At 53.8% G+C, this 24,187-nt stretch carries 22 protein-coding genes; 2 read left to right on the top strand and 20 right to left on the bottom strand.

The features are described 5' to 3' along the window. Positions 1-44: 44 nt before the first annotated feature. From dcd to IFT57_RS07030, 12 genes are all read right to left on the bottom strand, one after another. Positions 45-605, bottom strand: a complete 561-nt coding sequence (gene dcd, locus IFT57_RS07085; RefSeq protein WP_122531168.1) for a dCTP deaminase — start codon at positions 603-605, stop codon at positions 45-47. A gap of 89 nt (positions 606-694) precedes the next feature. After that, positions 695-2,359 (bottom strand): hypothetical protein, encoded by a 1,665-nt coding sequence (locus IFT57_RS07080; protein ID WP_122531169.1) that lies wholly within the window; start codon positions 2,357-2,359, stop codon positions 695-697. Positions 2,360-2,526: 167 nt separating this feature from the next. Continuing rightward, on the bottom strand, positions 2,527-2,904 hold the full coding sequence (locus IFT57_RS07075) for a hypothetical protein (RefSeq protein WP_122531170.1): 378 nt from the start codon (positions 2,902-2,904) through the stop codon (positions 2,527-2,529). Then, entirely contained in the window at positions 2,901-3,563 is a 663-nt protein-coding gene (locus IFT57_RS07070) for a hypothetical protein (protein ID WP_122531171.1), read from the bottom strand. The genes IFT57_RS07075 and IFT57_RS07070 overlap by 4 nt, the downstream gene beginning before the upstream one ends. A 64-nt stretch (positions 3,564-3,627) precedes the next feature. Further along, entirely contained in the window at positions 3,628-5,028 is a 1,401-nt protein-coding gene (locus IFT57_RS07065) for a hypothetical protein (RefSeq protein ID WP_197982706.1), read from the bottom strand. 2 nt (positions 5,029-5,030) lie between these two features. Beyond that, the gene (locus IFT57_RS07060) at positions 5,031-6,509 is read right to left on the bottom strand and encodes a DUF6384 family protein (protein WP_122531172.1); all 1,479 of its coding nucleotides are present in this window, start codon (positions 6,507-6,509) and stop codon (positions 5,031-5,033) included. Positions 6,510-6,569: 60 nt separating this feature from the next. Further along, positions 6,570-7,754 carry a hypothetical protein gene (locus IFT57_RS07055; RefSeq protein WP_241032700.1) on the bottom strand — a complete coding sequence of 395 codons (1,185 nt, stop codon included), beginning with the start codon at positions 7,752-7,754 and terminating at the stop codon, positions 6,570-6,572. A gap of 169 nt (positions 7,755-7,923) precedes the next feature. Continuing rightward, positions 7,924-8,676, bottom strand: coding sequence for a peptidyl-tRNA hydrolase (locus tag IFT57_RS07050; RefSeq protein ID WP_192092559.1), 753 nt, complete (start codon positions 8,674-8,676; stop codon positions 7,924-7,926). Positions 8,677-8,733: 57 nt separating this feature from the next. Continuing rightward, positions 8,734-9,240 (bottom strand): hypothetical protein, encoded by a 507-nt coding sequence (locus IFT57_RS07045; RefSeq protein ID WP_122531175.1) that lies wholly within the window; start codon positions 9,238-9,240, stop codon positions 8,734-8,736. An 11-nt stretch (positions 9,241-9,251) separates the two neighbouring features. Continuing rightward, entirely contained in the window at positions 9,252-10,001 is a 750-nt protein-coding gene (locus IFT57_RS07040) for a metallophosphoesterase (protein WP_122531702.1), read from the bottom strand. Positions 10,002-10,060: 59 nt separating this feature from the next. Then, a complete protein-coding gene (locus IFT57_RS07035) occupies positions 10,061-11,128 on the bottom strand; it encodes a cysteine protease StiP domain-containing protein (RefSeq protein WP_122531176.1) in 1,068 nt (355 codons plus the stop codon). A gap of 13 nt (positions 11,129-11,141) precedes the next feature. Further along, positions 11,142-12,011 (bottom strand): hypothetical protein, encoded by an 870-nt coding sequence (locus tag IFT57_RS07030; RefSeq protein WP_122531177.1) that lies wholly within the window; start codon positions 12,009-12,011, stop codon positions 11,142-11,144. 157 nt (positions 12,012-12,168) lie between these two features. Between IFT57_RS07030 and IFT57_RS07025 the strand changes: the two genes are divergently transcribed. After that, on the top strand, positions 12,169-12,960 hold the full coding sequence (locus IFT57_RS07025; RefSeq protein ID WP_122531178.1) for a hypothetical protein: 792 nt from the start codon (positions 12,169-12,171) through the stop codon (positions 12,958-12,960). Between the two features lie 250 nt (positions 12,961-13,210). Continuing rightward, positions 13,211-14,077, top strand: coding sequence for an NYN domain-containing protein (locus IFT57_RS07020; RefSeq protein ID WP_122531179.1), 867 nt, complete (start codon positions 13,211-13,213; stop codon positions 14,075-14,077). Between the two features lie 158 nt (positions 14,078-14,235). On the opposite strand, the gene IFT57_RS07015 is transcribed toward IFT57_RS07020, so the two are convergent. The 8 genes from IFT57_RS07015 to IFT57_RS06980 form a co-directional block, all read right to left on the bottom strand. Next, entirely contained in the window at positions 14,236-14,709 is a 474-nt protein-coding gene (locus IFT57_RS07015) for a hypothetical protein (protein WP_192092561.1), read from the bottom strand. 128 nt (positions 14,710-14,837) lie between these two features. Continuing rightward, entirely contained in the window at positions 14,838-15,575 is a 738-nt protein-coding gene (locus tag IFT57_RS07010; RefSeq protein WP_122531180.1) for a hypothetical protein, read from the bottom strand. Between the two features lie 9 nt (positions 15,576-15,584). Then, the gene (locus tag IFT57_RS07005; RefSeq protein ID WP_122531181.1) at positions 15,585-16,328 is read right to left on the bottom strand and encodes a DUF262 domain-containing protein; all 744 of its coding nucleotides are present in this window, start codon (positions 16,326-16,328) and stop codon (positions 15,585-15,587) included. Between the two features lie 92 nt (positions 16,329-16,420). Further along, on the bottom strand, positions 16,421-19,798 hold the full coding sequence (locus tag IFT57_RS07000; protein WP_192151017.1) for a CRISPR-associated protein Cas3: 3,378 nt from the start codon (positions 19,796-19,798) through the stop codon (positions 16,421-16,423). Positions 19,799-19,872: 74 nt separating this feature from the next. Continuing rightward, a complete protein-coding gene (gene cas6f, locus IFT57_RS06995) occupies positions 19,873-20,466 on the bottom strand; it encodes a type I-F CRISPR-associated endoribonuclease Cas6/Csy4 (RefSeq protein WP_122531183.1) in 594 nt (197 codons plus the stop codon). After that, positions 20,463-21,665 (bottom strand): type I-F CRISPR-associated protein Cas7f/Csy3, encoded by a 1,203-nt coding sequence (locus IFT57_RS06990; protein ID WP_122531184.1) that lies wholly within the window; start codon positions 21,663-21,665, stop codon positions 20,463-20,465. Before IFT57_RS06990 ends, cas6f begins: the two co-directional genes overlap by 4 nt. Continuing rightward, complete coding sequence (locus IFT57_RS06985; RefSeq protein WP_122531185.1) at positions 21,662-22,705, bottom strand: hypothetical protein; 1,044 nt, start codon at positions 22,703-22,705, stop codon at positions 21,662-21,664. The genes IFT57_RS06990 and IFT57_RS06985 overlap by 4 nt, the downstream gene beginning before the upstream one ends. After that, positions 22,702-24,069 carry a hypothetical protein gene (locus tag IFT57_RS06980; protein WP_122531186.1) on the bottom strand — a complete coding sequence of 456 codons (1,368 nt, stop codon included), beginning with the start codon at positions 24,067-24,069 and terminating at the stop codon, positions 22,702-22,704. Before IFT57_RS06980 ends, IFT57_RS06985 begins: the two co-directional genes overlap by 4 nt. Between the last annotated feature and the right edge of the window lie 118 nt (positions 24,070-24,187).

The raw sequence follows: 24,187 nt of genomic DNA, 5'->3' as shown, positions 1-24,187 counted from the left end.
CCTGAAGGCTCTATGGAGAAATGTCAGGGCGACAGAGGAGCGATTCAGGTGCGGGGCAGGGTGACTCCGCGCTGGCCCTGATATTTGCCCCCACGATCTTTGTAGGAGATCTCACATTCCTCGTCGGACTGCAGGAACAGGAACTGCGCCACGCCTTCGTTGGCGTAGATTTTTGCCGGCAAGCTGGTAGTATTGGAGAACTCCAGTGTTACATGGCCCTCCCACTCCGGCTCAAGCGGCGTGACATTGACGATGATGCCACAGCGGGCGTAGGTGCTTTTGCCCAGGCAGATTGTCAGGCAATCACGAGGGATCTTGAAGTACTCGACAGTTCGAGCCAGCGCGAAAGAGTTCGGCGGGATGATGCACACATCGCTTTTGACGTCGACAAAGCTTTTTTCATCGAAATCTTTTGGGTCAACGGTCGCGGAATTGATGTTTGTGAAGATCTTGAACTCGTCTGCGCATCGCACATCGTAACCGTAGGATGAAACCCCGTAGCTGATTACGCGCCCACCATCGCGCTCGCGAACCTGGGCATCGGTGAACGGTTCGATCATGCCTTTGAGGGCCATTTCTCGAATCCACTTGTCAGACTTGATCATGCAAATTATTCCTGAAGCATAGGTGATTGAAAGGACTCGCGAATCCTATCACGCACCATAGCTTCTGGCAATTTATGTCTAAACCGATCTTAGAGCCCCAGATCCTGTGATAGGCAGCTGTCGATAATTCGACCTCCCATTCGTGACAGCAGCTGAGTTGACGGTCGTCGATGATTTGCAATAACAGCTACCCACTCCTGTGACCCATGTTCATGCATGCTTTCCAGCCAAGCTTCATAGCTTGCCTTGGAGAGATGAGGCAGCCAATCCCCCATGATTTCGCTAGCCGGGAGGTGGAAGATCTGCCCATGCTCCACGTGACTGTCTGTGTCGTATGCTGTGAGGTCTGTGAGCAGTTTAAGCAAAAGATCATCACCCAGCTTCGCAGCGATTTTCGGATTCAGAAGCGAAGAGTCAATGCGAGCCCTTTTGAAAATGTCAGACGATTCAATGTCTGCACGCAATCCCTGGATGATCCGGTCATGCTCTGATTCAGGGATATCTTCAGAAAAATGGTAGCTGGGCACGGCGCCGGGGAAGTTCTTCTCCAGCTGCTCCTGCGCAGGAACCCGGATCAATCCTGGAATGCCATGATCGCCGGTATAGCGGCCCACGATCGCGTGCGCGTGGTCTTCAGGATAATCCAAATAGACCGGACTGCCCTGATAGTCTTTGAGGGCAATACCATATTCATCCCATAAGTGCTTGAAGGGGAATAGGGTGGCCAGCAAAAGGTTTTGGCTTAGCGTCCGACGCAAGGGCGCATCGGTCGGTGCAACTGCCTCCAGCGCCATACCACGGGCAGTGAGCTCCTGGATCACAGACCTTGTGTCATCGCCCTTTACGATCATCAGCTGAGCAGTGTTGGTAAGGTCGCGCATGACATCGGCGATGTCGGGTCGCTCGAAATCGCCAAAACCTGCGCTCAGCGTGCCGCTAGCATTGAGACCTTTACGAGAGGAGTCTGCCAACACCTTCGAGAGGAGGGCCTCCAAAGATTCTGCACCCATCCCTTGCCAGGCCTTGAGGCTGATCTGAAATTGGTGATCCAGGCCATAAAGACCTTTAGCCATTTGCTGGAACGGCGAAGTGATGACCGCGCCTCGAACAGGCATATCCCAAAAAGCAGTCATCCCACTCAATCGAACAGCGCTATGCATTTGAAGGAGTCTAGCCATGGCGCGAGGATCAATTACTGGCTGCTTGCGATCATTGCCTGGTGTATCCAGCGCATCTTGGTGACGCATTGCCATATCGTACATCCTGACAAGGCACTGGCTGTCCTTGACCGAGACCCCTTCCTGAAGCTTGTCTGCGATCTCATTGGACAGGCGACGTGTTGCCACGCTGGCGTACTGACCAAACCACTGCATGGCCACCTGGTGGTCTTGAGGTTGAATATCGAGTACTTCAAGGAGCACGGGCGGATGCGATAGCAGCTCAAGCTGACTTTTGCCAACGCGATTGCTCAGGAAGATTCCCATGCTATCGAGCAGGACAGGGCCGTGTGCCTGAAGAAATTTGATCATGGGCAGCGCGGTCTTTGAAGCGTGGACAGGCACCAGCATGGCTGAGAGGTAAAAAGGATTGTCTTCTTTGTGGTCGGCAATCAGCGGAGCAAGCCGAGCCAGATGGTCGTTGAAGGTGAGGGCGTCATTGGCGCGGTTTTTAGCCTGTGTCATGAAACCCCGAATGTTGCGGGCCAGGTTGTGGTCAACTTTGCCCAAGGCTTCAAGATCAGATTCAAAACTCATGAAATGGCTCGCAGATAAAAAAGGACTGTTACCTTACGGTACCAGCCCCAGAGTATTGAGAACAATTGACTTGATCAGCTTTAATCGCAGCCCTGGCAGCCAAGTAGACCTTCACGTAGCAAAAGGACAGGGCAGCAGTGACAATTCGCAGCTGAAAACGTTTGCAGTCAGGGGGTGATGCACCCCTGTGACAGATAATGGCTGATCTGCACTTGGCGTGCGACTACAACCACCTCATTTCTGCAGAATATAGCAACAGGCATATCATCTGGCTCGATGCTGGTGAGCTGCCCAGCAGTGCGGGTTAGCTCGATCAGTGCTGCGGCCATTTTAGCGGTCTGGCCTCGGTACCGAACTTGAATTTTTTGAGCCTCATCCCCGTGCAATGCAAAATCCACATCCAGCTGCCAATCCAAAAGCTGGTGACTGATCTGGGTGTCTGATTTCAAGGCTCGATACAACAATTGTTCAGTGGCGCTGCAGGTATTTGCCGCAACCAGAAGCGGTAAAGCTAGAATCACAAGGCTCGCAAATCGTTTGATCATGCCGCCTTCCTAGGCTTGCTTCGGATGCTCAGCAGGTAATTGCGCACCCACATCCGGGTGGCCAGTTCTTCAGCTTCAAGCGCTTCCTGAGTAAGCAAGCCCGTACTGATCAACGGCTCTGCTTCCTCGGCAGTTAGCAAAGGCAGAGGAGCGTCATCGTCGACGGGAGCAATGGTGCGGGCTACCTCAAAGTAAGCACCGCGAAGACCATGGGAGGCAATACTGGAAGTGACCCGGACATCCCCTTGGCGGTATAGCCAGAAAGGCGATCGACCCTTACCTGTCTGCAGAGTAATCCCAGCCACGCAAAAAGCGTTCTCCAGGTTTTCCACGGGCTTCAAGCGCCAAGCAACCAAGCCATTTTCACGCTCAAGATTATCTCGGTAGCTTTGAGCCTCAGCGGTAGCTGCTGAGAAACCATTGTAAGTGGTGAAGTAGAAGCTCTGCTGGATGCGCTCGCGGTTATCGCCAGTCCCCTTTTCATGGGAAACCCGCCAGCCCTTGATATCCACCTTGCCCTTGTCTTGCCGAGGGGTGATGCGGCGCTGGTCATAATTTCGCTGGGTGCGCCAGCGTTGCTCAATCATGAACGAATCAAGATCACTGAAGGTCACGCTGGCCAGGTCTTCAAGGGTCAGCGGGGGCAGGGAGAAGCGCATGGTTTGACTCCAAACAATCATTCTTTGAAAGCGGGGGTTTGAAATCTCCCCGCTCGATCACGAGTTAGAAGCTGTCGCTGCTGCTGAAGCTGCCGCTGCTGCTACTACTGTCACCACCGAAACTGTTCGAGCTGCTAAAGCCGCTGTTCGAAGAGCTGCCGCCAAAGCTGTTGGAGCTTGAAAAGCTGCCAGAACTGCTGGAGCTGCTGGATGACGAGGATTCACGGATGATTTCCGAGTCACGTGCGCAGCGATTGCTGAGGTCATTGAGGCTCATTGAGCCCGCCATGTAGCCCAGCATCAGCGAACCCATGTCGAAACCGCTATCGAACTCCCGATCACGACGATCATACCCAGACTGTTTGAACTGATCACGGGCGCGCTTGGCCCGTCGGAATCGCTCTTCTGCATCGCTCAGTTGCGAGCGCAGCTGGACTTCTTCATCGGACAGCTGTTTCTCACGGCGTACAGCCTGCTGATAGTTCTCAAGTGCCTGGTCATCTGCCGAGCTATCGGTACTGCTTACCAGACGCTCAAGGGTGGGAAGTGAGAAGTTACCCATCACTTCCTTCACGCGGTCGCGAACCCGGCGCATCATGTCATCAGTTTTGTTCAGGAAGGAGTTGATCGCATCCTGATCCCGGTTGATGTGCTCCTGGCACAGTCTCAACTTTTCAGAAGCCGCGTGTAGTTTGCGCTCACAGCCTTCCAGATTGTGGGTGCTACGCACCAGGTTGATGGCCGCATCCAGCTCGCTGTTGAGTTGGTCATAGGTCTTCTCAACATCAGTTTCACGGGCCTTGGCAGCCGCAGGCAGTGCCCGCATCATGTCGAAGTCATGCCGTGCCTGGCGGTAGCTGATGGCATTACTCAACCAGCTATCCAGGCGCGCATAGAGGCCGGAACCCTGGTAAGCATCAGTGTCAAAACCACGACGCTTGAGGTGCTGAAACACAACATCGCTCTGGTACGCTACAAGCTTATGGCTAACTTCGCGAGTAATCGACTCGGTCAGTGCCTCAGCATTTTCAGCAATGTCTCGTGCGTACTCAACACGCTTGCGCAACGACTGGATATCCGTGTCATTGGCAATCACGGTATAGATCGTGGTTTTAAGCTCTTCAAGGTTCGTTTTGGCTTGGGCGTACCCATCCTGAGCAACCTTGAGCTCTTCGCGATCACCCTCGACGGTGGATTCAATTTCAGCATAGTGTTTCTCACGCTGATTGATCAGGTGCTCGATGTCAGCTGAGACCATGCGCACGTCACTGCCGGCTTTCTTGTCGAGCATGCTTTCAAGGTACAACTCGGAAATGCGAGCCAGCGAATCGAACTTGATCCGGCGCTGCTCTTCCTGGGCCTGCTCGTTACGGCGAATCTGCCGTGAGATGACCGATTTTTTGCTGTCTTCGTCATCAACCACGCGCTGGATGTCGTCGACCACTTTGCTTCCACGTTTGCCCATGATCAGTTACTCCAACGGGTGACTTGGGTTTTCAGTACCGACTTGCGATAGTCGACGGTGTAGTTGCCTGCTGCCTTGTCGCCAAGATCCGCGTCGTCCAGAATGCCGTCGGATTTCTTGTCGTCACGTACCTTGTCGAAAACGCTTTTCGGTACTTCCTGGCCCCAAAGAGTGACTTTGTCGGTCTGTCGGGTTTCGGAGTTGTAAATGTCCATCTTGTAGGGTGAGCCAGTGGCGTCGACGGCCTCAACAACCAGGTACCAGCGCTTGTTGCCAGTGCTGTCATTGGTACGAGCAAAGCCTGTCTGAACACCACTACGGTTTACAAACTGGTAATGCAGGGAGGTGCTGACGTAAAGAGCCATCGACTCGATTGCCTGCGCCGTGGCTTGGTAAGCCGCCTGATCACCACGGGCAGCTTGGGCCTTTGCCTGAGCCACCAGGTCGGCAAAACGCTTGCGACCCTCATCATCCTTAAAGTTGGAAGCGAGGCGCGCTTCCAGGGTTTGAATGGATTGAGTCAGCACACCTACAGCTGCCGACCGAACAACTGCCTTGCTCAGTTCATCCAGCGCTGACTTTGCCTCAAGGTCATTACCCTCGGCCAGCAAACGTTCGACGCTGACGATCTTCAGTGCAACTTCGGTTGAATACGAAGTTGGCAGCTGGGTTTTCTTTCGCTGCAACTCAGTGTCGATCTGCGTCAGGCGTTCCACGCGGGCGCGCTTATCGGTGATGCTGTCGCGCAGATTCTTCAGGCGCAGACCAACAGTCTCAATATGCGGATAAACGGTTGATTCAAATTTGCTAAGCACTGAAGCTGGATCTTCGTTGAGTTGGGCATCAGGCACCTCAACATTTGTCTTGCCCCAGGAACTCAGGTCATCACGCATCTGCGACAACTCTGCATTGCTACGGGTGATGTCATCAATCAAGCCATTGACTGCCACCGTAGACAGCGAGCGACCTTTGCCAGCCTGCTGCTTGGCAATCCAGGCCGTGTTATCGTTGATCTGGGTCTCCAGCTTATTCATGCTGATTTTGAAATCGCCAACTCTGCCAATCACCGTGGTTCGAGCAGTATTGAGTGCTGACTGATGCATCTGTTGGCTGGTGTAGTCTACAGCCTTAAAGGTGCCATACGAACCGGCAGCTAGCACAGCAGCAAAGACAACGACCGGCAGGGTGCGAGGCTGAAACCAGATGTAGCTGCCAGCAACCATGCGGCCAAGGCTGCTGCCCGACCAACCTGGGAAGGTGAAGCGATTTTCCTTGTAGCTCTCGATCGCCTGCTGGATCATTTCCTGAGTAACGTCCTGAACGCCCTGGCGCGCATAGAACTCGGTGAATGCTGTTTCCAGCTCCCGACGCTCTTGCGAGAGGTTCAGGTGGCGGTCGAGCGACTGGCGGTTCTGCCGAAGCTCGTTGATCTTCGAAGAAATGCGCATGGCGCTGGCGCTGTTCAGTACGCTGTCAGACATGATTGATCAAGTCCCTAAAAATAGTGATTCGGCAGGGGCGGTTGCCCACCCCATTCGAAATTAGGCTGCTGCAGCGCGATTGACGGCGGCGATGTAGCGACGCTTACCTTCTTCGCTGATCTCGGCGATTTTGTTTGCCTCGTCAGTGGAGAGGCGGCGAGCCTCGGCAACCAGCTGAATGCTGCTTTCCTGGTATTCAACGACCGAGTCGATGAACTTACGCAGGCTGTCAGCGCGAACCATCGGGCCGTACCCAACGCTCAACGCATCCTTGAGATTCTTGGAGCCGTGGTTCGACAGATCAGTCAGCATGTCATTGATGCCGTTGGCCATGGCCTTGCCGACCTCGGTCGCCTCATGCATGCCGGCGTTCTGGGTGTACTTCACAGCCAAACCAGTCAACATGCTTTCGCCTGTGCTGAAAAAGGTGGTCGACTGGTTGTACAGACGATTTTTGACCTTGCGAGTGTCATCAATCGATTTGAAGATAAATTCCGAGGCGCCATAAGATACACGCAGCTGATCGGCGATATCCTTTGAGATCTGATAATCCTCGTCCATCTTTTCGAATCGTGAGCGAGCGATTTCTCGGGCTTGTTCCAGTCGGGCCTTTTCAACGTGGCTGGATTCAGCAGGGAGTGCTTCGACCGCCGCTTGTGCGCTCAGCAACTCTTGCTTGGTTTCATCCAGGCGCTTGGTAGCGGTTTCCAGAATGGTGTAGGCCTGGACTTCTGCTTCTTTGAGCGCGAAGCGAAAATCGGTGTAGGCGTCGACAACCTTGCCTTCGCGCTCAACCTGATCACCAAGATCGGTAGCCACTGCTTTGTAGGTATTTCGAATCTTCTCGAAACGAGCCGGAATCTTGCCGCGAGTGGTGTCCATCCACCACAATTGAGTTTTCCCCACGAAACCGACTTTGCCACCGTCGATGATGGTCAATTGCTTGTTGGCATCGGTACGAACACTGGTGAAGAGCGCCACGATTTCTTCCTGGCGGCTGGCGATTTCCATACTGGAGATCTGCTCGCGAACCATGGTGCTAAAAGCACTTTGATGCTGCAATACAGACGAGATGATCATCGCTTCATCAGTGCCAAACTGGCTGATTCGCGCCAGCAGTTTGTCGACTGGGGCTTCATCTTCCTTGCGCAGGGACAAGCCCAAGTCGGAAACCTTGCTAACCGCCTTGTTCAGGAAGCTCAGCGCGTTTGTAACTGCAACGCCAACTGGGGCGGTTTGCGTCATGGCATACGTCATTTGGGTGTACCTTGGCGGAGGGATATGTACGCAGTATATCAATTATTGCCTAAACGTCAACGACCGAAAAAGCATTTAGATGTAAATTGATTGCCGCTCCTTACTGGCTTTGACAACAAAAAACCCGGCCAAAGCCGGGCTCTTTTAAACCATCTAGCTACAGAAGACTGAGCAGTCGAGTAGTGTAACGATCGGACTCAGGGCCCATTACCGTGGCCACATCTTCTGCAAACGCAGGCCCGATGACCAGCAAGGTGTTCTTACCCATTACCAAGCGATTGGTCTGCACCGATGCATCGGTCAGATCAGCCTGGAGCTCGTCCAGATCCTTGTCTGTCTTGATACCCATACCAATCTTGCCAAAGCCATCCGTCAGCCAGGCCTTGAGCGCCGGGTTTTCCAGAGAAAGGATCAGGCCGGTTTCGCGGTCACCCACCATCAGGTCGCGCAACTGCACCAGGCAGCCAAGGGCTGCGAGAACGGCGGCATCGTCCTTACGAAGGGGCTGCTCCTTGGAAAACACAAGCCATTGTCTGGCTTGGATAAGATTTACAGCTGTCGGCACGAAACGATGAGGATCCAGAGGAAACAGCCCTTCCGCAGCGCAGGTCAAAGTGGGCACGCCGCCGAACTCGGTCAAGCCGCGATCAATGATCTGGCTCGCATTCTGCGGGTCGGTCAATGCAGCCTGGAGTCCTTCGATTCCATCCACCAGGTTGAAATCCAGAAGAGGGTTATCCAGGAAGTCCAGGAAGTGGCCACTGCGCTCCGGATTCAAATAGCGGCTGGCGCCATGATCTTCCATGGCGTTGAGCAACTGAGCACAGGCCGAGTGACCTTGCTGTGCTGCCAACTTACCCTTGCGCATCGAAAGATCTTGGCGAGCATACAGCTTGAGTGTGCGTTCCATTTAGGCGTACCAACAAATCAATTGAAGCCGGATAATGCCATAATTGACAGTGAATGGCTACATCGAAGGTTCGAGCACGAAATCCTCTGCCGGGCGAGGCAGCGCATGAACCTCCTCGAAGGGGATAATCAGACCGTGCGTTCCAATGCCCGTCTTAACGTGGCCCAGAGAAGGCACGAATACAACGTAGGTCGCTGACTTGGACTGGATCTGCGTGATCTCGCCCTTTACCTTCTCGCCCTTGTGGCTGATCGAGACCTGATCGCCTTCTTTTCGACGCGGCTTGACGTTTGAGCCCGTAACCCACTGCGCGACGAGTTCCGCCTGGGCGTCCCCGCAGAAATCGTTGTCCAGCAAGATCTGCATCACATCATCAGAGATATCAAAACCTTCGTCGGCGAGCTCTCTGGCCCGACTGAAGGTGTCGCGCTCGCTCAAGGCGCTGCCGATTTTGACCATGGAGTCAGAACTCTCCTCTGGCTGGGCCAACAAAGCCAGGAAATTTTTTGCCGCACGCTCGTAAGTGGCTTCATCGTGGCGGGTAGGGCGTTTTGCAATGCTCATTGTGATTATTCTCAGGGCAGCGTGAAGGTAAAGTAGGGATCAAAATCTTGGCCTTCCATTGCACGACTGCCCCTTGGGTTGCAAAGGATGCGGGTAGCGCCAATGTGGTAGTCCAAGCGACTGTGGATGTGGCCATGCACCCAGACATCGGGCGCATAACCCTTGATGATGTCGTCAAGGTTTGAGGCGTAAAGGAAGTTGGAGGGCGAATGGGCGAATCGACCCTGGCAGCTCTGGTAAGAGGGTGAATGGTGAGTCATCACTACGGTCTTCCCTGGCCAGGGCTTTTCCAATTCATGGCGAATGTAGGCCAAATCCAGTTGGTGCCGGCGTAGAATTTCCTCTGGCCTGATCCGATCGTCCTCTGCGGCATTGTTGATGTACAGGTAATCTTTGACCATGCCCGTAGCCTGCATAATCGACAGCGGATTGCCACGATTGAAATCAGTCCATAGGGTGGCGCCGATATAGCGCACGTCTTCGAGAACTGCGGTGTGGCGATCCATGAAATAGAAATCTTTCAGTCGATTGACGTGCTGGCTGAACAGTTTCGCTACCCGATCAATGCTGCTGGTGTAGGCGTCGTGGTTGCCTAATAAGTGCAGCACGGGCCTAACCTTCAGAATGCGTTCGATAAAATCAATGCCCTGATCAAGCTCGTGCAGGTCGCCAGCAATCAGGCATGCATCAGCATCACCCCCGATGGGTGCCTCCATAGGGTGGACGTCCAGATGGATGTCACTGATCAGCTGGTTTTTCATGCTCGACATATCCGCCGTGGTTTCATTATTCTAGGCCTGGAGCACGCCTAAATGACAGCTCAGGGCATGATCGCGCAGGCCTCAATTGTAATGTCATCCCACACCACGACTGGAACGCTGTTCTTTTCAGCAAGCGCCAGAAGGTGCGCCACATCTGGATTTTCCAGAGACTTCACGATCAAAGAGGTCGGTTTTTTGCGCAGGAATAAGCGGCTTGCTTCACCCACACCTGGCTTCACCCGAACTGGATCGCTGATGCCGGTGCGGTAGGCGAGCATTGTCATGAACACAACCATGTCATGAACGGCCTTTTTTTCAGGCTTGATGATGCGGGGGACAGCGCGTGGTTTTGAATGCAAAAGCCGAACAGCCTCCATCATGACCTCGACAAACCAGCGGCTCAGGTCAAAAGGTGCCAGGTAATCAAGAACAGCAGCGCCATGAAAAACCTGCTCGTCTTCACCCCGGTAGATTGTGCGCGAGATCAAACCTGAAACAGGCCCGCTGAGCAATGCACTTGGAATCAGCACGTCTTCGCGAGTGGCAGCAAACTCGGCAACGCCTGCAATGTCGCTCAAAACGAACAGGGCATCGTTAAATTTGCCACAGGCAGGCTCAAGCTGCTTGAGCGCCTGAGAGAGCTCGCGACGCACTACGCCCTTGCCTGTCCATCCATCCACAAAGATAAGCTGCTCAGCGACGTGTCCGTCAGCGAGGATGTGCTTGATGGCTGCAACGTCGAAACCTTTCCCTTGAACGATGGAGACGGTGTAGTGGGGCGCTTCAAAGCCTTTGCAGGCCAGGGTGCGTTTGAGCACTACCCCGGTAGGGGTTCCAGCGCGCACCAGTGAAACCAGGACGGGGCTCACGCCCCGGCTTTCGCAATCAGCGATCACAAGGTCGGCCAGGGTATCGAACAATACCGCCATAGGCTCAGCCAGGCGAACCGCTTGCTCACGAAACAGGTCGAAATAAAACGCATCGGGTTCTGCTTCGCGACTGATCAGTTCGTTGTAATGCACGCCCGAAGCGATACGCTGTGCCCGCTCCTCGGCGGTCAGGTATTCAGGGGTAATCGGGTCGAGCAGGACAGTGACATCCGAGGGCTCAAATGTGTGCGGAAACATGATTTTCGATACCTTAAGAAAATGGGTCGAGCTCGCGGGCGCAGGTCTGCTGGGCGCCACGAGCAATCGGTGAATGGGTCGGGGTCAACATGAAGTCGCCTTCGAGCATGAAGGGCAGATCGCTGTGCGAATCACCGGCAGTCAGCGTCAGGGCAACCAGAGGAATTTGGGCACGTGCACGCTCGAAATCCACATCATCCAAGCCATCGCGCAGGGCTTCGACGAGACGAGTCACCGCCCCACGCTTGCCAACGTAGGCGGGCCAGAAGCCCATGGTGGTGTCGTTGAGGTGGTGAACATAGCGATGTTCGAGATTCTCGACGATCCAGGACATTTCGCGGCTTTCGCGAATCCGGCGCATAGTCTCCTCGGTACCGTAATGACGAGCATCCTTGAGCTGCAGATTGAAGTAGAACGGCACGTTATCGGCCAAGGTGTTTACTGAGACGGCCATGTGGCTGCCAACGGGCAACGGCAGATGGGCAAGGCCCTTTTTCAGCGCGTCCACATCCGCCAGCAAGGCCTGCTCACCTTCGCGGGCTTGGGTAACGTAAATCTCGCTCCATGCCTTGATCTCGCGCCAGTCGTACTCAGTGTCTTCACGGTAGAGAAGGGTGGCGCCGTGGTTGACCAGGGCAAGCTGATGGGGATGATCAGGCTTCCAACCGATGGCTCTTTGCATTTGGTCGGGCGTGCGCGCAGTCACGGCCACACACATGGCCCGATTGGCAATCATGCTAAACAGCGTCGCTTGTGCATCGGTTGCAAAGCAATGCGGCGTGCCGTCTGCCTTGACCGTCATCGGGTGCTTGCCGTTCGGCTCGACACGCTTGCTCTGGAACAGGCAATGGTCGAGATCCGACAGGAACAGTACGTCACGCATGGCTTGGACTCCGGCTTTAGAAGCCGACAGTATTCCACCCTAATGAAGAGCTGTCAATTAAGAGCTAAATAGCTGTTTTCTTGCCCGCTAAGTCACCAACGTTGAATCAATGACGTACAACCTCTAAACTGATCGTAATCCTATAGGAACCCAAAATATGAGCCTACTAACCCCCCAAATCATTGCCGAATTTGACGCGCTTGGCACCCTTGGGACGATTCCCTTCAATAATCGGCAGCCGCTGTATCACAGCGGCTCACTAAGACAGGACTCAGACTTCAAGCCTGGTGAGGGAGTATGGGTGAGTCAAGGCTTGGCTAATGCTCAGACGTATACAGGGCAATCCCTCAATGACTTCCACCAGCTCGCAGCGCTGAAACTAACCTCTTTAACAATGGCTAACCACCCTAACCCAAATCCTTATTACACCGAGATGTTCCTGACAAAATCCAGCCTTAATGTAGTTGATTTCAATCAAAACTCATTTGCCAACATTACGAAAAATCACTTCTCGAATCACCCTCTCAAGGTTGGGGCTCATGAGCTCACCAAGCGGGCGATGATTGAATGGGCCAAGCTCAAAGGGTACGACCTGATAATAGGTACAAATGGCGGTAAGGACGAAGTGGTCGTTGTAGACCCTGAAAGCCATCTCACGGTCACATATTGCAAAGATCTGGTGACTGGGATTGTGTTTACACCAACCCCAGCATCTGCCTCCCCGGCTCCTACTGTTCCCATCGCTCAGACACAAGCCGCAAACTCTACAAAAAATTCAGTGAATCCAGCGGCTAAAGCGGTCGATCTTTCTATCCTGGCGGGCAGCAAAAGCGCTAGCAAACCCGCTACTTTGTGCGGCATTGCGTCATGCTTCAAGAAAGCAGTTTCGTCTCTTTGGAAGCTCAAAAATAGCGAGAGCAACCCAAAGAATGATGACCCTTCACCTTAATATCCTGCAGTCTTAGCGAAAGCAATAAGCACCAAAGCCATAGAAGGGCCCGTTCTTCGGGCTACTGCAAAAAACCCTCGAACATCCGTGGGCACGGTGCATTTGTGGTGGTATGATCCACCTAACCTTTGCCGGTTATCGTATTGATTATCTGGCAATATACGTGTAAATGGAAGGCAGACAGCAAGCCGCGAGCCCGCTATCAAGCCCTCTCGCTTCTGGTTGGAAGCCGTGTCGTGCGAGCGCAGTCATGGAACAATCGAAGGTTTTTTCGTTGCACACCGCTGAGCAGCCCGCGATGAACATCGCGATGTTCATTGACGCGGACAACGCCCCCAAGGGCCACATCGGTGAAGTTTTGGATGAGCTATGCAATCACGGCATGGTTTCGATTCGCCGGGCATTCGGCAACTGGAAAAAGCAGGCGCTCGATTCCTGGGTACCTGTTTTGCACCAACACGCCATTCAGCCTGTTCAAGTGTTCGATCTGATTAAGGGCAAGAACGCTAGCGACATCGCCATGGTGTGCGATGCGATGGACGTGCTCTACAACAAGCCGGTCGATGTGTTCTGCTTGGTATCGTCAGATAGCGACTTCACCCCTCTGGTTATGAAGCTGCGATCCGAAGGCAAGCAGGTGATCGGCGTAGGTGAGCGCAAGGCAGCATCACCTTTTGTGGATGCCTGCACATTTTTCATCTATCTTGATGACATCGCGGCTGACAGTTACGACACCCAGGTCATGATTGATAACCTGGAAAAAGCGGTGGCACCCAAGCCAGCCCCAGAGCCGCCCCTGTTGACTGCCTCAGCCAGCGTCAGGCCCAAAGGCAAGTCCCAAAGCGTTGACATGAAGAATGACAGCACCCTGATCACCTGGATTCGGGAAGCTATCAACCAATTCAAAAAACCTGACGGTACCGCCAGCGTGACCACCATAGCGGCCTGGCTCAAGAAGGAAAGGAGCCTGCTGCCTGGCAATTACGGCTACACCAAGCTATCAGACCTGCTCAAAGTCATCGACCTGTTCGAGCTGCAGCTAGACAAGGACAATCACTATCGGGTGAGTGTGAAAGAGCGCCTCAGTGCACCACCTTCGCTAAAGGCTGCAAGCTGAAATGCAAAGCGCCCTGATGGGCGCTCGGTAACGGTTAGAGGGCCTCATTGGGCCCGATCAGAACCCGCTAAAGCGGGATTTTTCGTTTCAAGGTCGTCTTGATTTGTCACCGGGCTCAGCTCTCTGCGAGTAACTGTATGGGCGCACAGGACGAGCGGTCAGGGTGCCATTGCATCTTCCATGGGAGAATGGCGTCGAGGCGGCACGGGAATGGCTGAGAGCGTGCGTTCGAATTCTACCCGACCCAAATGGGGCTCATGGAGGAATTTTTCCTTGCTCGTGTCGAATCGAACCTCTTCAAGGTAGGGTGTCTGCATGTTCTGGATGTCGCAAAACGCTTGAGCAGCCAATTCCAGATTCGTGAAACCGACCGACCAATAGTCAAATGATCCGTAGCCTGATCGTCCGCCGAGGTTCTGATGGCAGCCCACCACCTGGAAAGGGTAGCGAACCTGCTCATCGCTCTTCATCAGCGCAGCATGAGAAGCCCAGGATTGCCCTGGAGCCTGCATTCTGGGAGATGCGCGAAGCAGGAGGGGTTCGGCATGGATGTCGTACCGTTCAACCGCCTCACGCAACGAAAGATCGCTGAAAATGGCCTCGATCACATCTTCCTTGGTCAGTGTTGTCACGATGAAATACTCTGCAGGTAAGCCCCAACGCAGGGGCTGTCATACTGCAATTTTGCGCTCGAATACACCTCTCGTCAATTGATTGGATAATCGTCGAATGAATAATGTTGAAATGCCATATCTTGAGGTCAGTCACTGTCCTTTTTGGCGTGCTTGACCAGCCAGCCGGCCATCAATTCAACCTTCTTTTCTGGTGTGTGCCGAGAATCTTCAATGATGGAGGTCAGTCGATAGATCAGATCGCTGCTCCGGTGCAGGGTATCGCGCAGCTTGGCCAGCTTGTCATCGGCCACCGACAGTTCTTCGCTTGGCTCAAGAAAGACCGTGCCGCTGTTCCAGTCAAAGCCTGCGCTTACCCCGACGACGTCCACGCTGTGGCCACCGCCAATAGCTACAGTGCCACGATCTATTTTTAGACGTACTTTCCGGTGCCCCATCCCCTGACGAGAAGCTTCACTCAGATTCTTCGCCAGTTGGCTGACTGTGAGAGGGATGGGCTTTGGAGGCGGCTCTATTTTGAATTCTGGAACGCTGATCACCTCAAAAACGTGGCTGATGTTTGTCCTTCCATGTGTCATGGCCTTGTCATGCTTCTTGCCCTTGACCACGGCCAGCCAATGATCCTTGGTAGACAGAATGTAGGTCTTGCTCCCATCGAGAGACCCAAGTACCTGGCTCAGAGCTCTAGGCCCTTCAGGCGGCTTCATGGGAGTGACAACGCACCCCAATCTCTGCAGCAATGACCACCCAGCCACCGGACTCATTCCTTTCTGTGCGTCGTGGCCAACCTCTGAAGCCATGATCAACACTCGATTCATCTCGATGCCAGTCACCACGTGAATAGCATATGGGACACAATCAGCCATGATGGCTCCTCAAACTGCCCATTGGAGGGCTTTGTCAAAATCTTCAGGGGACATCGCTACACCTACCCGGCAAATTCGCATGAAAGCGTGCCGGGCCTGCTCTGGAGTGGCGTCTTCGATCACGGTGACAACAACCCTGGCGCCCTGGAAAGCCCGGCTGGCAGTGTCCCAGAAATCGATAAATGAGCTGATTTCATCCTCACTGAAATCCTTCCAGGCCCCAGTCTGGCGCTCGCGCATCATACGCATGGCCCGACCATGCACAGCATCACTAGCGCCTGTGATCGTCCAGGCGGGCAGGCGAAGGCCTTTATCAGCCTCATTTTTGGGTACAAAAACGATCGACTGGGTGGCACCGTCGACCACCAAGGCTTGACCGCTAAGCCAGGTGGCTCGTTCAGCGTCACTGTAGTCAAGATCTGGAGCCTCTTCATTCAACAACGACCAGGCAACTGTCGCCAAGCGATTTTGCCCATCAAGCAGAAGCATGCGGGGATTCCAGAACTCACAGGCTTGCGCCGAAACAATCGGCCCTAGGCGCTTTTTACCAAGTGCTGACAGGTTAGCCTGCTGATCAGGTTGCCAATAGAGAAAGGCTCCTACCGGAAAGCCTTGAAGGATCGAATCAAAGAAGGCCTCGACATCCGACTTCACCCACACATAGGGTCTCTGCATGCCTGCGGGCAAAACCTGACCTTCGATTACACCGACAAGCAGGCTGGCCAGGAACAGGGAGTGCTGTTGTACGCGCATCGGTGGCTCCAGAGGCGATCAGGAAACGTTCAAAAGGCTTTCAGAGCCTGAATCTAACCCAATTTGCCATTAATTGCCATACGATCAATGCCTCATGCATCAGTGCAAGGTTCATCCTGTGCCAGCATGGAGCTTGCCATGACCAAATCGAGGATTTCTGGGTGAGAGACAAGACCAAGACCTGGCACGTAGGCGCAGCATCCTTCTTCGGCGACAAGGATGTTCTCGAACTCTGTTTGCCTAATGGTAAGAGGCGCCGCCATTTCCGTGGTCGAAAGTCCATAACGGGCCATCAGCACAGGAAGATCATCAGGCAGCCAGAGAGAGCTACCGTCGCCGAAGCGCAGAATCGGTATTTCAATCGAAGATTGACTGCGCAGTTTGCCGGCGCCATTTTGAACCCGAACCCGCCAGTAAGAGCCCAGTGTCCCTTGGGTGTTAACGTCCGCATTATCGGGAAAGATGGTTACGTTTTCCTCTGCTTCCCTCAACACGCGCTTTTTGGGGTGGTTGGCATTGAGCATGGCCATGTTGCAGGTGGAATAGTGCAGGCCATGGGGCCAGTTGAAGCGCAGAGGGGCCTTGAGCCTTGGAATGCCTGACAAATTCATGGCCTGGTTGGCCAGCTCAGCCCAACTCATCACGGATTTGGCGTAGATCATTCTCCCATCTTTGTCCGGAATGCCGAAACACATGCCTGCATGTACGTCCGCCACGTATTTGCTCTGAGGTCTTGAGAAATCGTGGTACCAAAGGTCATTGGTGTTCATCAGATGCTTGTTGTCCATGCGCATGGCTGCAGCTGGGCGCCCTACGGTGACATCCAACCCCTTGAGCAAGTGACCCATACGCTTCATCTTGTCATTCTGAGACTCGATATCGCAGAAGCGGTAAAGGAGCACGCCTGGGATGTTCTTCTCTTCCTGACTGTCCTCAATACCGGGGTATCGCCAAACCTGCGAATCAGGCTCGTCCAGCAAGTTTCGGATCGGCGAGCTCATGATCAACCCATTGTGGGCGTTTCCCGGAAGCTGTTTTCGGCGGTGTCGCCAAACCCGACCCGCAGCCTGAACCATGGAGCGTGTGGAGCTGGGCTCCAGCAGGCAAAAGTCATAATCATGATCCCGTCCGGTTTCGATGATGTTGGTGGTGCACAACACAAAGACGATGTTGTGCGTACCGGACATTCTGGCCTTCGCCACCACCTGGGCAACGAATGGATGGCTGAAGATCACATCATCCCCACTGATGTCCTCCTTGCCTTTTCGGGTGTTGATCGAGAGCAGCATCTCTTCGATGGCTTTGCGCTCGGCGCTGTAGAGCTTGGAGTGATAGCAGAAGGGCACAAGCAGCGTCCCATCGACCACCTGCAGGTTAAGCCATGCAGCGTAGTATTGGGCACTTTTGATGTGGGTGAATCGAATGAAGCCGGTGCTGAGCTTGACCCCTTCAACGGTCACTCCAATGTGGGGTTCTTTGTGCATCCCCAGAATAGCTTTGTCCAGAATCTCCCAGCACTGCTTATCAGGTAGGAACTTGGGCTGCTTTTTCATCTCTTTCTGGATAGTGGTGACGTGCACCTTCGAGATTTGAGCGATCTTCACCGCGTGTTTGCGTTCACTCACGTGGGCCGAGTGTTCGCCCACTCCTTTGAGGTAACCCCACAAGCTCTTCTTGAAGTCTTCAGGCTTCACCAGAAGCGTTTCAAAGCCAGGCACATGACTTACCAGCACCACACGCGGCTTTATCCCGTAGTGGATCGCCTGGCGCTTTTGTACGCCTAGATACCAGGCGTTGTAGAGCTCGTGGATGATGACCCGGCTGGCTGTGGCAGAAGAGATGATGAACGATCGACCAAAGAACCCCGAGATGAACGCCATGCGACTGATCGCCGGCAGGCTTTTTGGATCATAGTCATCAATTTCGTCGGCAATGATGTCCGTCGACATCAAGTGAAACAACTGCTTGAGGCCCGAAGACAAGTCCAGGCTTGCACCAGACATCAGGTGGTCGATCGTCAGCACCTGGACGGGAGTGGTTATGAGCTTGGCCTGTTTTTTGGGGTCAAACATGAACTCAAGCGGATGCTCGGCTCGTGAAGCACTGCGGATCTCAAAGCTGTCCCCCAGACTTGCGTTGTCCACCTTGATGTCATTGCCGGTGCCTTCAGGCATAAGGGGGTCATGCCCTTTGGCTTCTGCATCGAGCATTGCCTGGGGATCAGCCTTGGCTTGACCGCGTTCGCCAATAAGCAACGCCACGTTGGTCTTGTCCAAGCCGATGAATGTTTCCTGATAGGCGTCAAAGGTCTGCTGGACAAGTGCACGAAGGCCAATGGCGCAGGTAAATCGCAGAGTTTTCTTCATCGCATGCATGGTCAGCACATTGCCACGGGTCTTGCCTGACCCTGTTTTGCCAATCACACAGCCAAAAAAAGGCTGGTCTGAGGCCTGTGGCGCCAACTGCTCATGAATGCGGTTTTGCCACTGGTAACGAGGGTCATCAGAGGTGAATTTCAAACCCTTCATTTTGCGGGCCCGAATGGTGCGAGAAAGTGTTGGCGCCTTGTCCATCAGGGTGCGCTTATTCAGAAACATCTGCTTGAACAGCTTCTCGGCATATGTGCCCGTGTGAAGCAAATGCTCATCGAGACTGTCTGCGAACATGCCAGACAGAGTATTCGCGAAGATTTCACCCTCAGGTGCGTAATCATGTCGCCCAATCTTTTCATAGGAGTCGCGGTAATCAGCAAACACCAGAGCCGATCGGCCCATCAGCGCCAATACTTGGGTAAAGGGGTTTCCTTTTGCGCGAATATCGAATGGTATGGAGCGTTTGCCCAACTGGCGTGTGGCGAGCTGAATTTTCTTGTGTTGAGCTAGCACCGCCTTGCACCACTGCAGGTTGTTCCAAGGCAATCCCTTCTGGCTGAGGTCAGAGGACGGAAATTGCAGGTTTTCTCGGACTTCATCAAACGAGGTGGGCGGCTGGCCGGTGCCACGCATCCGTATGAAATAGCCTTCTTTCTTGGTAAAGGTTACCCAAGGCGCCTCATCGAGCTCTTCGTTGTCCGCTCCCTCTGGGAGACGGTGGTGACACAAGGCGAGCCATAGCGCGCTTGTTAGACCCACATTTTCAAGACGCCAGTGCTGGCTACAAAGCCGCTCGTTGATTCTCAGGCGAATGTGCTCAAGGATGATCTCGGGTTCCGGGGAGGCCATCAGAAACTGTGCCAGGCGCTTTTGCAGGTGCGTATTGCACCATTCACGCAGGGCCTCAGGGGTCTCAAAATGTCCAATAGACCCAAACAGCTCAGCCGCCATCAGAAACGACATCGTTTCATGTCTAACCGGCTCAAAATCAAGCTCGTGAGCCAATTTTTTCTGAAAGCTAACTGACGCCTTGCCCAGGTCGTGGATCAGGGCACCAAGCACCGTGATGGGCGACATTATCTTGAGATAGATATTCATTGCAAGCTCAGGATTTACTGGGGATCTGGCGGGAACCAGGCCCCTTCAAAGATCGAGAAAGGCGTCAATATATATCAAAACTCGGGTACAGACACCATCAATTCCTTGCAGCAAAAACCATAGCTGCTGAATTGACCTTCCATCGGGCCAGATACCGGCACCTTCTTGACCAGCATGTTTACGGTCTTATTGGCCGTCATGAAACGCACACGAGCAGCGGGATCATCGCTTTGGCGGTTGATGTCCAAAATGCTGACAGGTTTTTCGGTCAAACGCTTGAGGTCTCGCGCCGCCATTTCCGATTCACGATTGCGAACGTAGCAGACATGCGTAGCGTGCTCTGGCACCGGCTTGATCTTCGATACTGCGATGTCGCCGGCAAGTATCTGACAGGTGAACCATGGGTTGCCGCGCATCTCGAACAAGGCGTCCTGGTCATCACAGATGACGCGCACCGTCGAACCCAGCCCTGGAAGATGCCCAGCCCCTTTAGAGTCGACCCATGAAGGGAATGAAATTCCAACATTGGCTCGGTTGGTGTTGCGCAGGAAGTGGTGAATCCCTGACATAACGATCCGAGTGGTAAGCGGCGCCAATTGACCGCGATCTTGGGGCTCCTCACGCTTGATGAAGAAATCGAAATAGTGCAGTGGGCGAGGAGTGCTCATTTTGTTTTCTTTCCAGAGGTTTTGTTTTTGTCTTTGGGTGCCTCAGCAGCGTCTTTCTCGCTGTTGAACAGGCCACCGCGAATAAAGCACGCAGCCAGATAATGCATGTCGTCTTTGACGGCAGAAAAATCGTTGATCCCAGCCAACTCAACACTGGTGGTATGAATCAGGGTGCGCAAGAGCGAGAACAGATCGGTGCCCAACGCCAACCGATAGGCTTGGTTAAGGCGACGCTCAATGCCCAGGGGCTCGACCGGAAGCGCCTCAAGCTCCAAGGTGCCATCAGCGATCTTGGGCAGCAGACTGCGCAAGTCCTTGAAATGCTCATTGCCGGCCCTGACTTGCTCAAGCAGGGGGTTGATGTACCAGTTGTCGATTCTGCGTATAGCGTTCCCCACTTTTTGAGAGTGCAGGATTGCCTGGCGCTCCCCTTGGCGTGTGGCGAGATAGGCCAAGCGCTTGCCTTGCTCGTCCATGTTCAAGATTTGACTGGGGTACACCGTCATCCCCTGGCAAATGCTGATGCGCGCCTCAATGTCGAAGAACCCCGGCGTTGGTACGCCATCGGCCCCCTTAAGGTTGCCATCCAGAGCACGGCTCATCAGGTCGACCAGAGGTTCAGCACCGGCAACAGGTTTGAAATCGGTGAATGTCGACATCCCTTCGTAGCTGAAGGTAAAGGGCTCAACACCGAAGGCCCATGCTTTGACAGTGATCTGACCTTCATGGCGAAACTCAAGGTTGCGGTGCAGCCACAGCCCCTTGAGGATGTTGCTGATATACCGATTGGCCAAGTACTCAGAGCCGCCCAGCTCGTAGTAGCGCTGGATGAAGCTCATCGCCATGGTGGCGACTTCCAGGTTGTTACAGGTGTGTGGTCGCAAGCTGTTGGCATTGACGATCATTCGGTAGCGAACCACCAGGGTCGTGGCATCCTGTTGATCGATAATGGCCTTGTCGACACGTTGCGGGTTCATTTGGGCTTCGTAGGATTGCCCAGGGTTTGCTTCCATGAAATTGCGCAGGGAAGTTGCGTTGTTGTCTGAGCCCTTGATGCCCAATACACCCTGATTTGAGATACGAACAGGATGCTCATCTCCCTGGCCATCAATGATCGACATGGTAGCGTCAGATAGCGCGAGGCTTCCTGTATAGGTGAACAAGGACGGTATCTTGTTCTTGGATGCGATATGGCTCATAGGGGTTTTCCCGAGGAAACAAGATAAGGATGTATGTGCTGGCTTTGCCAGAAAATAGGGGCTGCATGCTTGCGGCAGCTGGCGACAATCTGAAGTCTGGCCAGGCCTAACACTGGTTCGGCGTAGGCGTGTAGATAATGAGGCTGGTCAGAGAACCGGTGAGGGCGTGCAAGAGGGTCTTCAAGCAGGCGATAACCCACATCCACAGCGATCAGGCGACCGTAGTACTGCTCGATCCAGCCTTCGCTTGCCATGATGTCGGCTTCACTGGCATCAGCCCACTCTTCGGCTTCAAGTAGACTGAAATCAAAGTCATCTTCGACCTCTTGTTCGAGCTGTGCAATCTCAGCCTCGATAACGGCCTCATCGCCCTGAGCTATCCACTCCCGATCAACCTCGCTTGGCGATTGAGAGTCGCCAATTGACATAGATGCTGGCGTCCCGGTGGTTGGCTTTTTCTCATGCAGGCGGGTGAGGGTGATTAGTGCATTCAAGTGATCCAGGTTGTGCGCTGCCGCGTACCGAGCAATTAGGGGCGTGTTATCCACGTACACCCGAGCATCGTAGGGTAAATTCTCTAGTGCTTTGAGCCCCAAAGGGTCGTTTTCACAAAACTCGATAGCGTGACTGTCAGGAAAGAAGCGCCCCCCTATGAAACGCAGTTTGGCCAGATCAAAACAGATTTGAGCCAGCTTGCGCTGAAGGGCGATTATCGCCTCATCTGTTCCATTGAGCCTGAGAATTACATAACCCTTGATGGTTCCGACTCTGTATTCCTGTATGGCAGCGCCTCCTACAGCGCGCTCTATGACAGCGGTCTTCGACCAGGCAGGCTTTTGATACCCGGTAAAGTAGTTATGCTCACAGACAACCAGGGCCGTGCCAAGATCCAGCAAATTGTGACCAATGCTGGTGCTCATCAGCCTCAAAGCTGCGTGTCCAAAACAAGCCAGGCCCATCATCGACACGGTGCCAAAGACATGGGCGTTGGGGCTCATGTTTACCTGGCTTGCGCAGAAGGGAATCTTGAGTGTCTTCACAACAGGCTTCTCGATAGTGAGGTGGCTGCGCGGGCAATGGCCATCTTGCGGCGAACCCCAAGGCCAGCACTGAATTCCTTGTAGATCATCAGGCGCGCTTCGATCATCGAGGCAATGTGCTGCCCTAGCACTTCAAAACTCTGAGTGTTCGTGCGACGACCCAATAGATGTTCAGGCCTTGTTTTGCACACAAATTGCTTCTCTATTTCATACTTGAAAGCAAGCTCGGCCAGAGACTCTGGTGTTTGAAACCCAGCTTGCACCAATGGCTCAATCACCGTCATCAGCGCTGCCGGCAACAGGGCGACCCATCGTTTGAATTCGTGGATGTTAACGAAGGGCTCTCGAAAATGAGAAAGGAGCTGCAGATCTCTAATGTTCAGGGCCGATGAGTAGGCCAGGCTGCGATTGCGCAACTGGTCTTCGCTGGCAAACAGCCTGGCGCGCAAAGCCGGAACGTAGGCTCTCATGGGTCTGATGTTGACGTTGCCTTCGCCGCCGACTTTGGTACCCATGTTCGTGACCGTACTGCCCATGTTGTGCGGTTTGCTGCCACCAATGCGCATATGCTGATAGCCGCGCCACTCCGAGCCCCAATGACGCTCCATCGCTTGATCTAAAGCGTAGATCATCCGCACAGCTGGGGCCGGGGTGACTACCAGGTAGCTGTCATCGCGTATGCTCGACTCGCCAATTGGAACAGCCATCTGCTTGCCTTGAGCAACGCCTGGGTGAGGCGCATTTGCTCTGACGAGAATTGATTTGGCTAAGTTCTCAACCAGTTCAGACATGCCTTGTTCACCGAGCGCTTGAAACAGCTCGCTGCGAAGCCCCTTGAGGTCAGCCTCCATCAGCACTTCAAAAGAGGAGGTCAGACGACCCGCGTGCATGAACAATGTAGAGAAGAACGGGTAGTATTTCGTCGCGCTCGGCGCAAAATGGTGGCTGACACGGGGATAGTCAATCTGGTCTGAACTCAGGCCATACGGTCGCTCTGCAGGAATCTGTTTGGCCAAGTGAATGTTGTCGTAGTCAGCCCTTACCGCCTTGCTGAAGTATTCAGTGGCATGAGCATTGCTCAACAGGTCGCCAACAGTTTTTGAGATGACGGTCTTCTGTAGCTCCGCAACGGCGTAAGCAAGCTTGACTGGGAATTCCTTGGTGATACCAAATCCCACGGCATGTAGGAGCAAGCAGGCTAGCTCCTGCCCATTCTCAATTTCGGCATACACAGCTTCCCTTCCGCGCACTGCTCGACGGAAATTGAATTCGTGCTGGCCTTTGAGCTGTTCGTAAGCCGCGCCCATTTGAGCGGGTTCGACCGGCTCAAAATGCAAAAAATGGTTGAGGGACTGGCTTCGCATGATGTCTCCAATAAGATGGAGGCAAGTATCATTTAGATATATATTGTCGGTCAAGCTTATCTTTGAACCCTAGGGTGGTAAATTTGAATCTCGGAAAAGCGGTTTGCAGCTGCTCTCG

This window comes from Pseudomonas sp. CFBP 13719 (assembly GCF_014842095.1).
In the GTDB taxonomy this organism is placed as follows: Bacteria; Pseudomonadota; Gammaproteobacteria; order Pseudomonadales; family Pseudomonadaceae; genus Aquipseudomonas.
This window is presented reverse-complemented; position numbering and strand designations above follow the sequence as displayed.

Coding starts and splice junctions, on each gene's coding strand:
- IFT57_RS07010 (WP_122531180.1), bottom strand. CDS start 15,575: ATGGCTGATTGTGTCCCATATGCTATTCACGTGGTGACTGGCATCGAG.
- IFT57_RS07055 (WP_241032700.1), bottom strand. CDS start 7,754: ATGACGCAAACCGCCCCAGTTGGCGTTGCAGTTACAAACGCGCTGAGC.
- IFT57_RS06990 (WP_122531184.1), bottom strand. CDS start 21,665: ATGAGCCATATCGCATCCAAGAACAAGATACCGTCCTTGTTCACCTAT.
- IFT57_RS07075 (WP_122531170.1), bottom strand. CDS start 2,904: ATGATCAAACGATTTGCGAGCCTTGTGATTCTAGCTTTACCGCTTCTG.
- IFT57_RS07030 (WP_122531177.1), bottom strand. CDS start 12,011: ATGCGTGACGTACTGTTCCTGTCGGATCTCGACCATTGCCTGTTCCAG.
- IFT57_RS07005 (WP_122531181.1), bottom strand. CDS start 16,328: ATGCGCGTACAACAGCACTCCCTGTTCCTGGCCAGCCTGCTTGTCGGT.
- IFT57_RS07080 (WP_122531169.1), bottom strand. CDS start 2,359: ATGAGTTTTGAATCTGATCTTGAAGCCTTGGGCAAAGTTGACCACAAC.
- cas6f (WP_122531183.1), bottom strand. CDS start 20,466: ATGAGCACTCCTCGCCCACTGCACTATTTCGATTTCTTCATCAAGCGT.
- IFT57_RS07065 (WP_197982706.1), bottom strand. CDS start 5,028: ATGGGCAAACGTGGAAGCAAAGTGGTCGACGACATCCAGCGCGTGGTT.
- IFT57_RS07060 (WP_122531172.1), bottom strand. CDS start 6,509: ATGTCTGACAGCGTACTGAACAGCGCCAGCGCCATGCGCATTTCTTCG.
- IFT57_RS07070 (WP_122531171.1), bottom strand. CDS start 3,563: ATGCGCTTCTCCCTGCCCCCGCTGACCCTTGAAGACCTGGCCAGCGTG.
- IFT57_RS07020 (WP_122531179.1), top strand. CDS start 13,211: ATGGAACAATCGAAGGTTTTTTCGTTGCACACCGCTGAGCAGCCCGCG.
- IFT57_RS07000 (WP_192151017.1), bottom strand. CDS start 19,798: ATGAATATCTATCTCAAGATAATGTCGCCCATCACGGTGCTTGGTGCC.
- IFT57_RS07045 (WP_122531175.1), bottom strand. CDS start 9,240: ATGAGCATTGCAAAACGCCCTACCCGCCACGATGAAGCCACTTACGAG.
- IFT57_RS07025 (WP_122531178.1), top strand. CDS start 12,169: ATGAGCCTACTAACCCCCCAAATCATTGCCGAATTTGACGCGCTTGGC.
- IFT57_RS07050 (WP_192092559.1), bottom strand. CDS start 8,676: ATGGAACGCACACTCAAGCTGTATGCTCGCCAAGATCTTTCGATGCGC.
- IFT57_RS06980 (WP_122531186.1), bottom strand. CDS start 24,069: ATGCGAAGCCAGTCCCTCAACCATTTTTTGCATTTTGAGCCGGTCGAA.
- dcd (WP_122531168.1), bottom strand. CDS start 605: ATGATCAAGTCTGACAAGTGGATTCGAGAAATGGCCCTCAAAGGCATG.
- IFT57_RS07035 (WP_122531176.1), bottom strand. CDS start 11,128: ATGTTTCCGCACACATTTGAGCCCTCGGATGTCACTGTCCTGCTCGAC.
- IFT57_RS07040 (WP_122531702.1), bottom strand. CDS start 10,001: ATGAAAAACCAGCTGATCAGTGACATCCATCTGGACGTCCACCCTATG.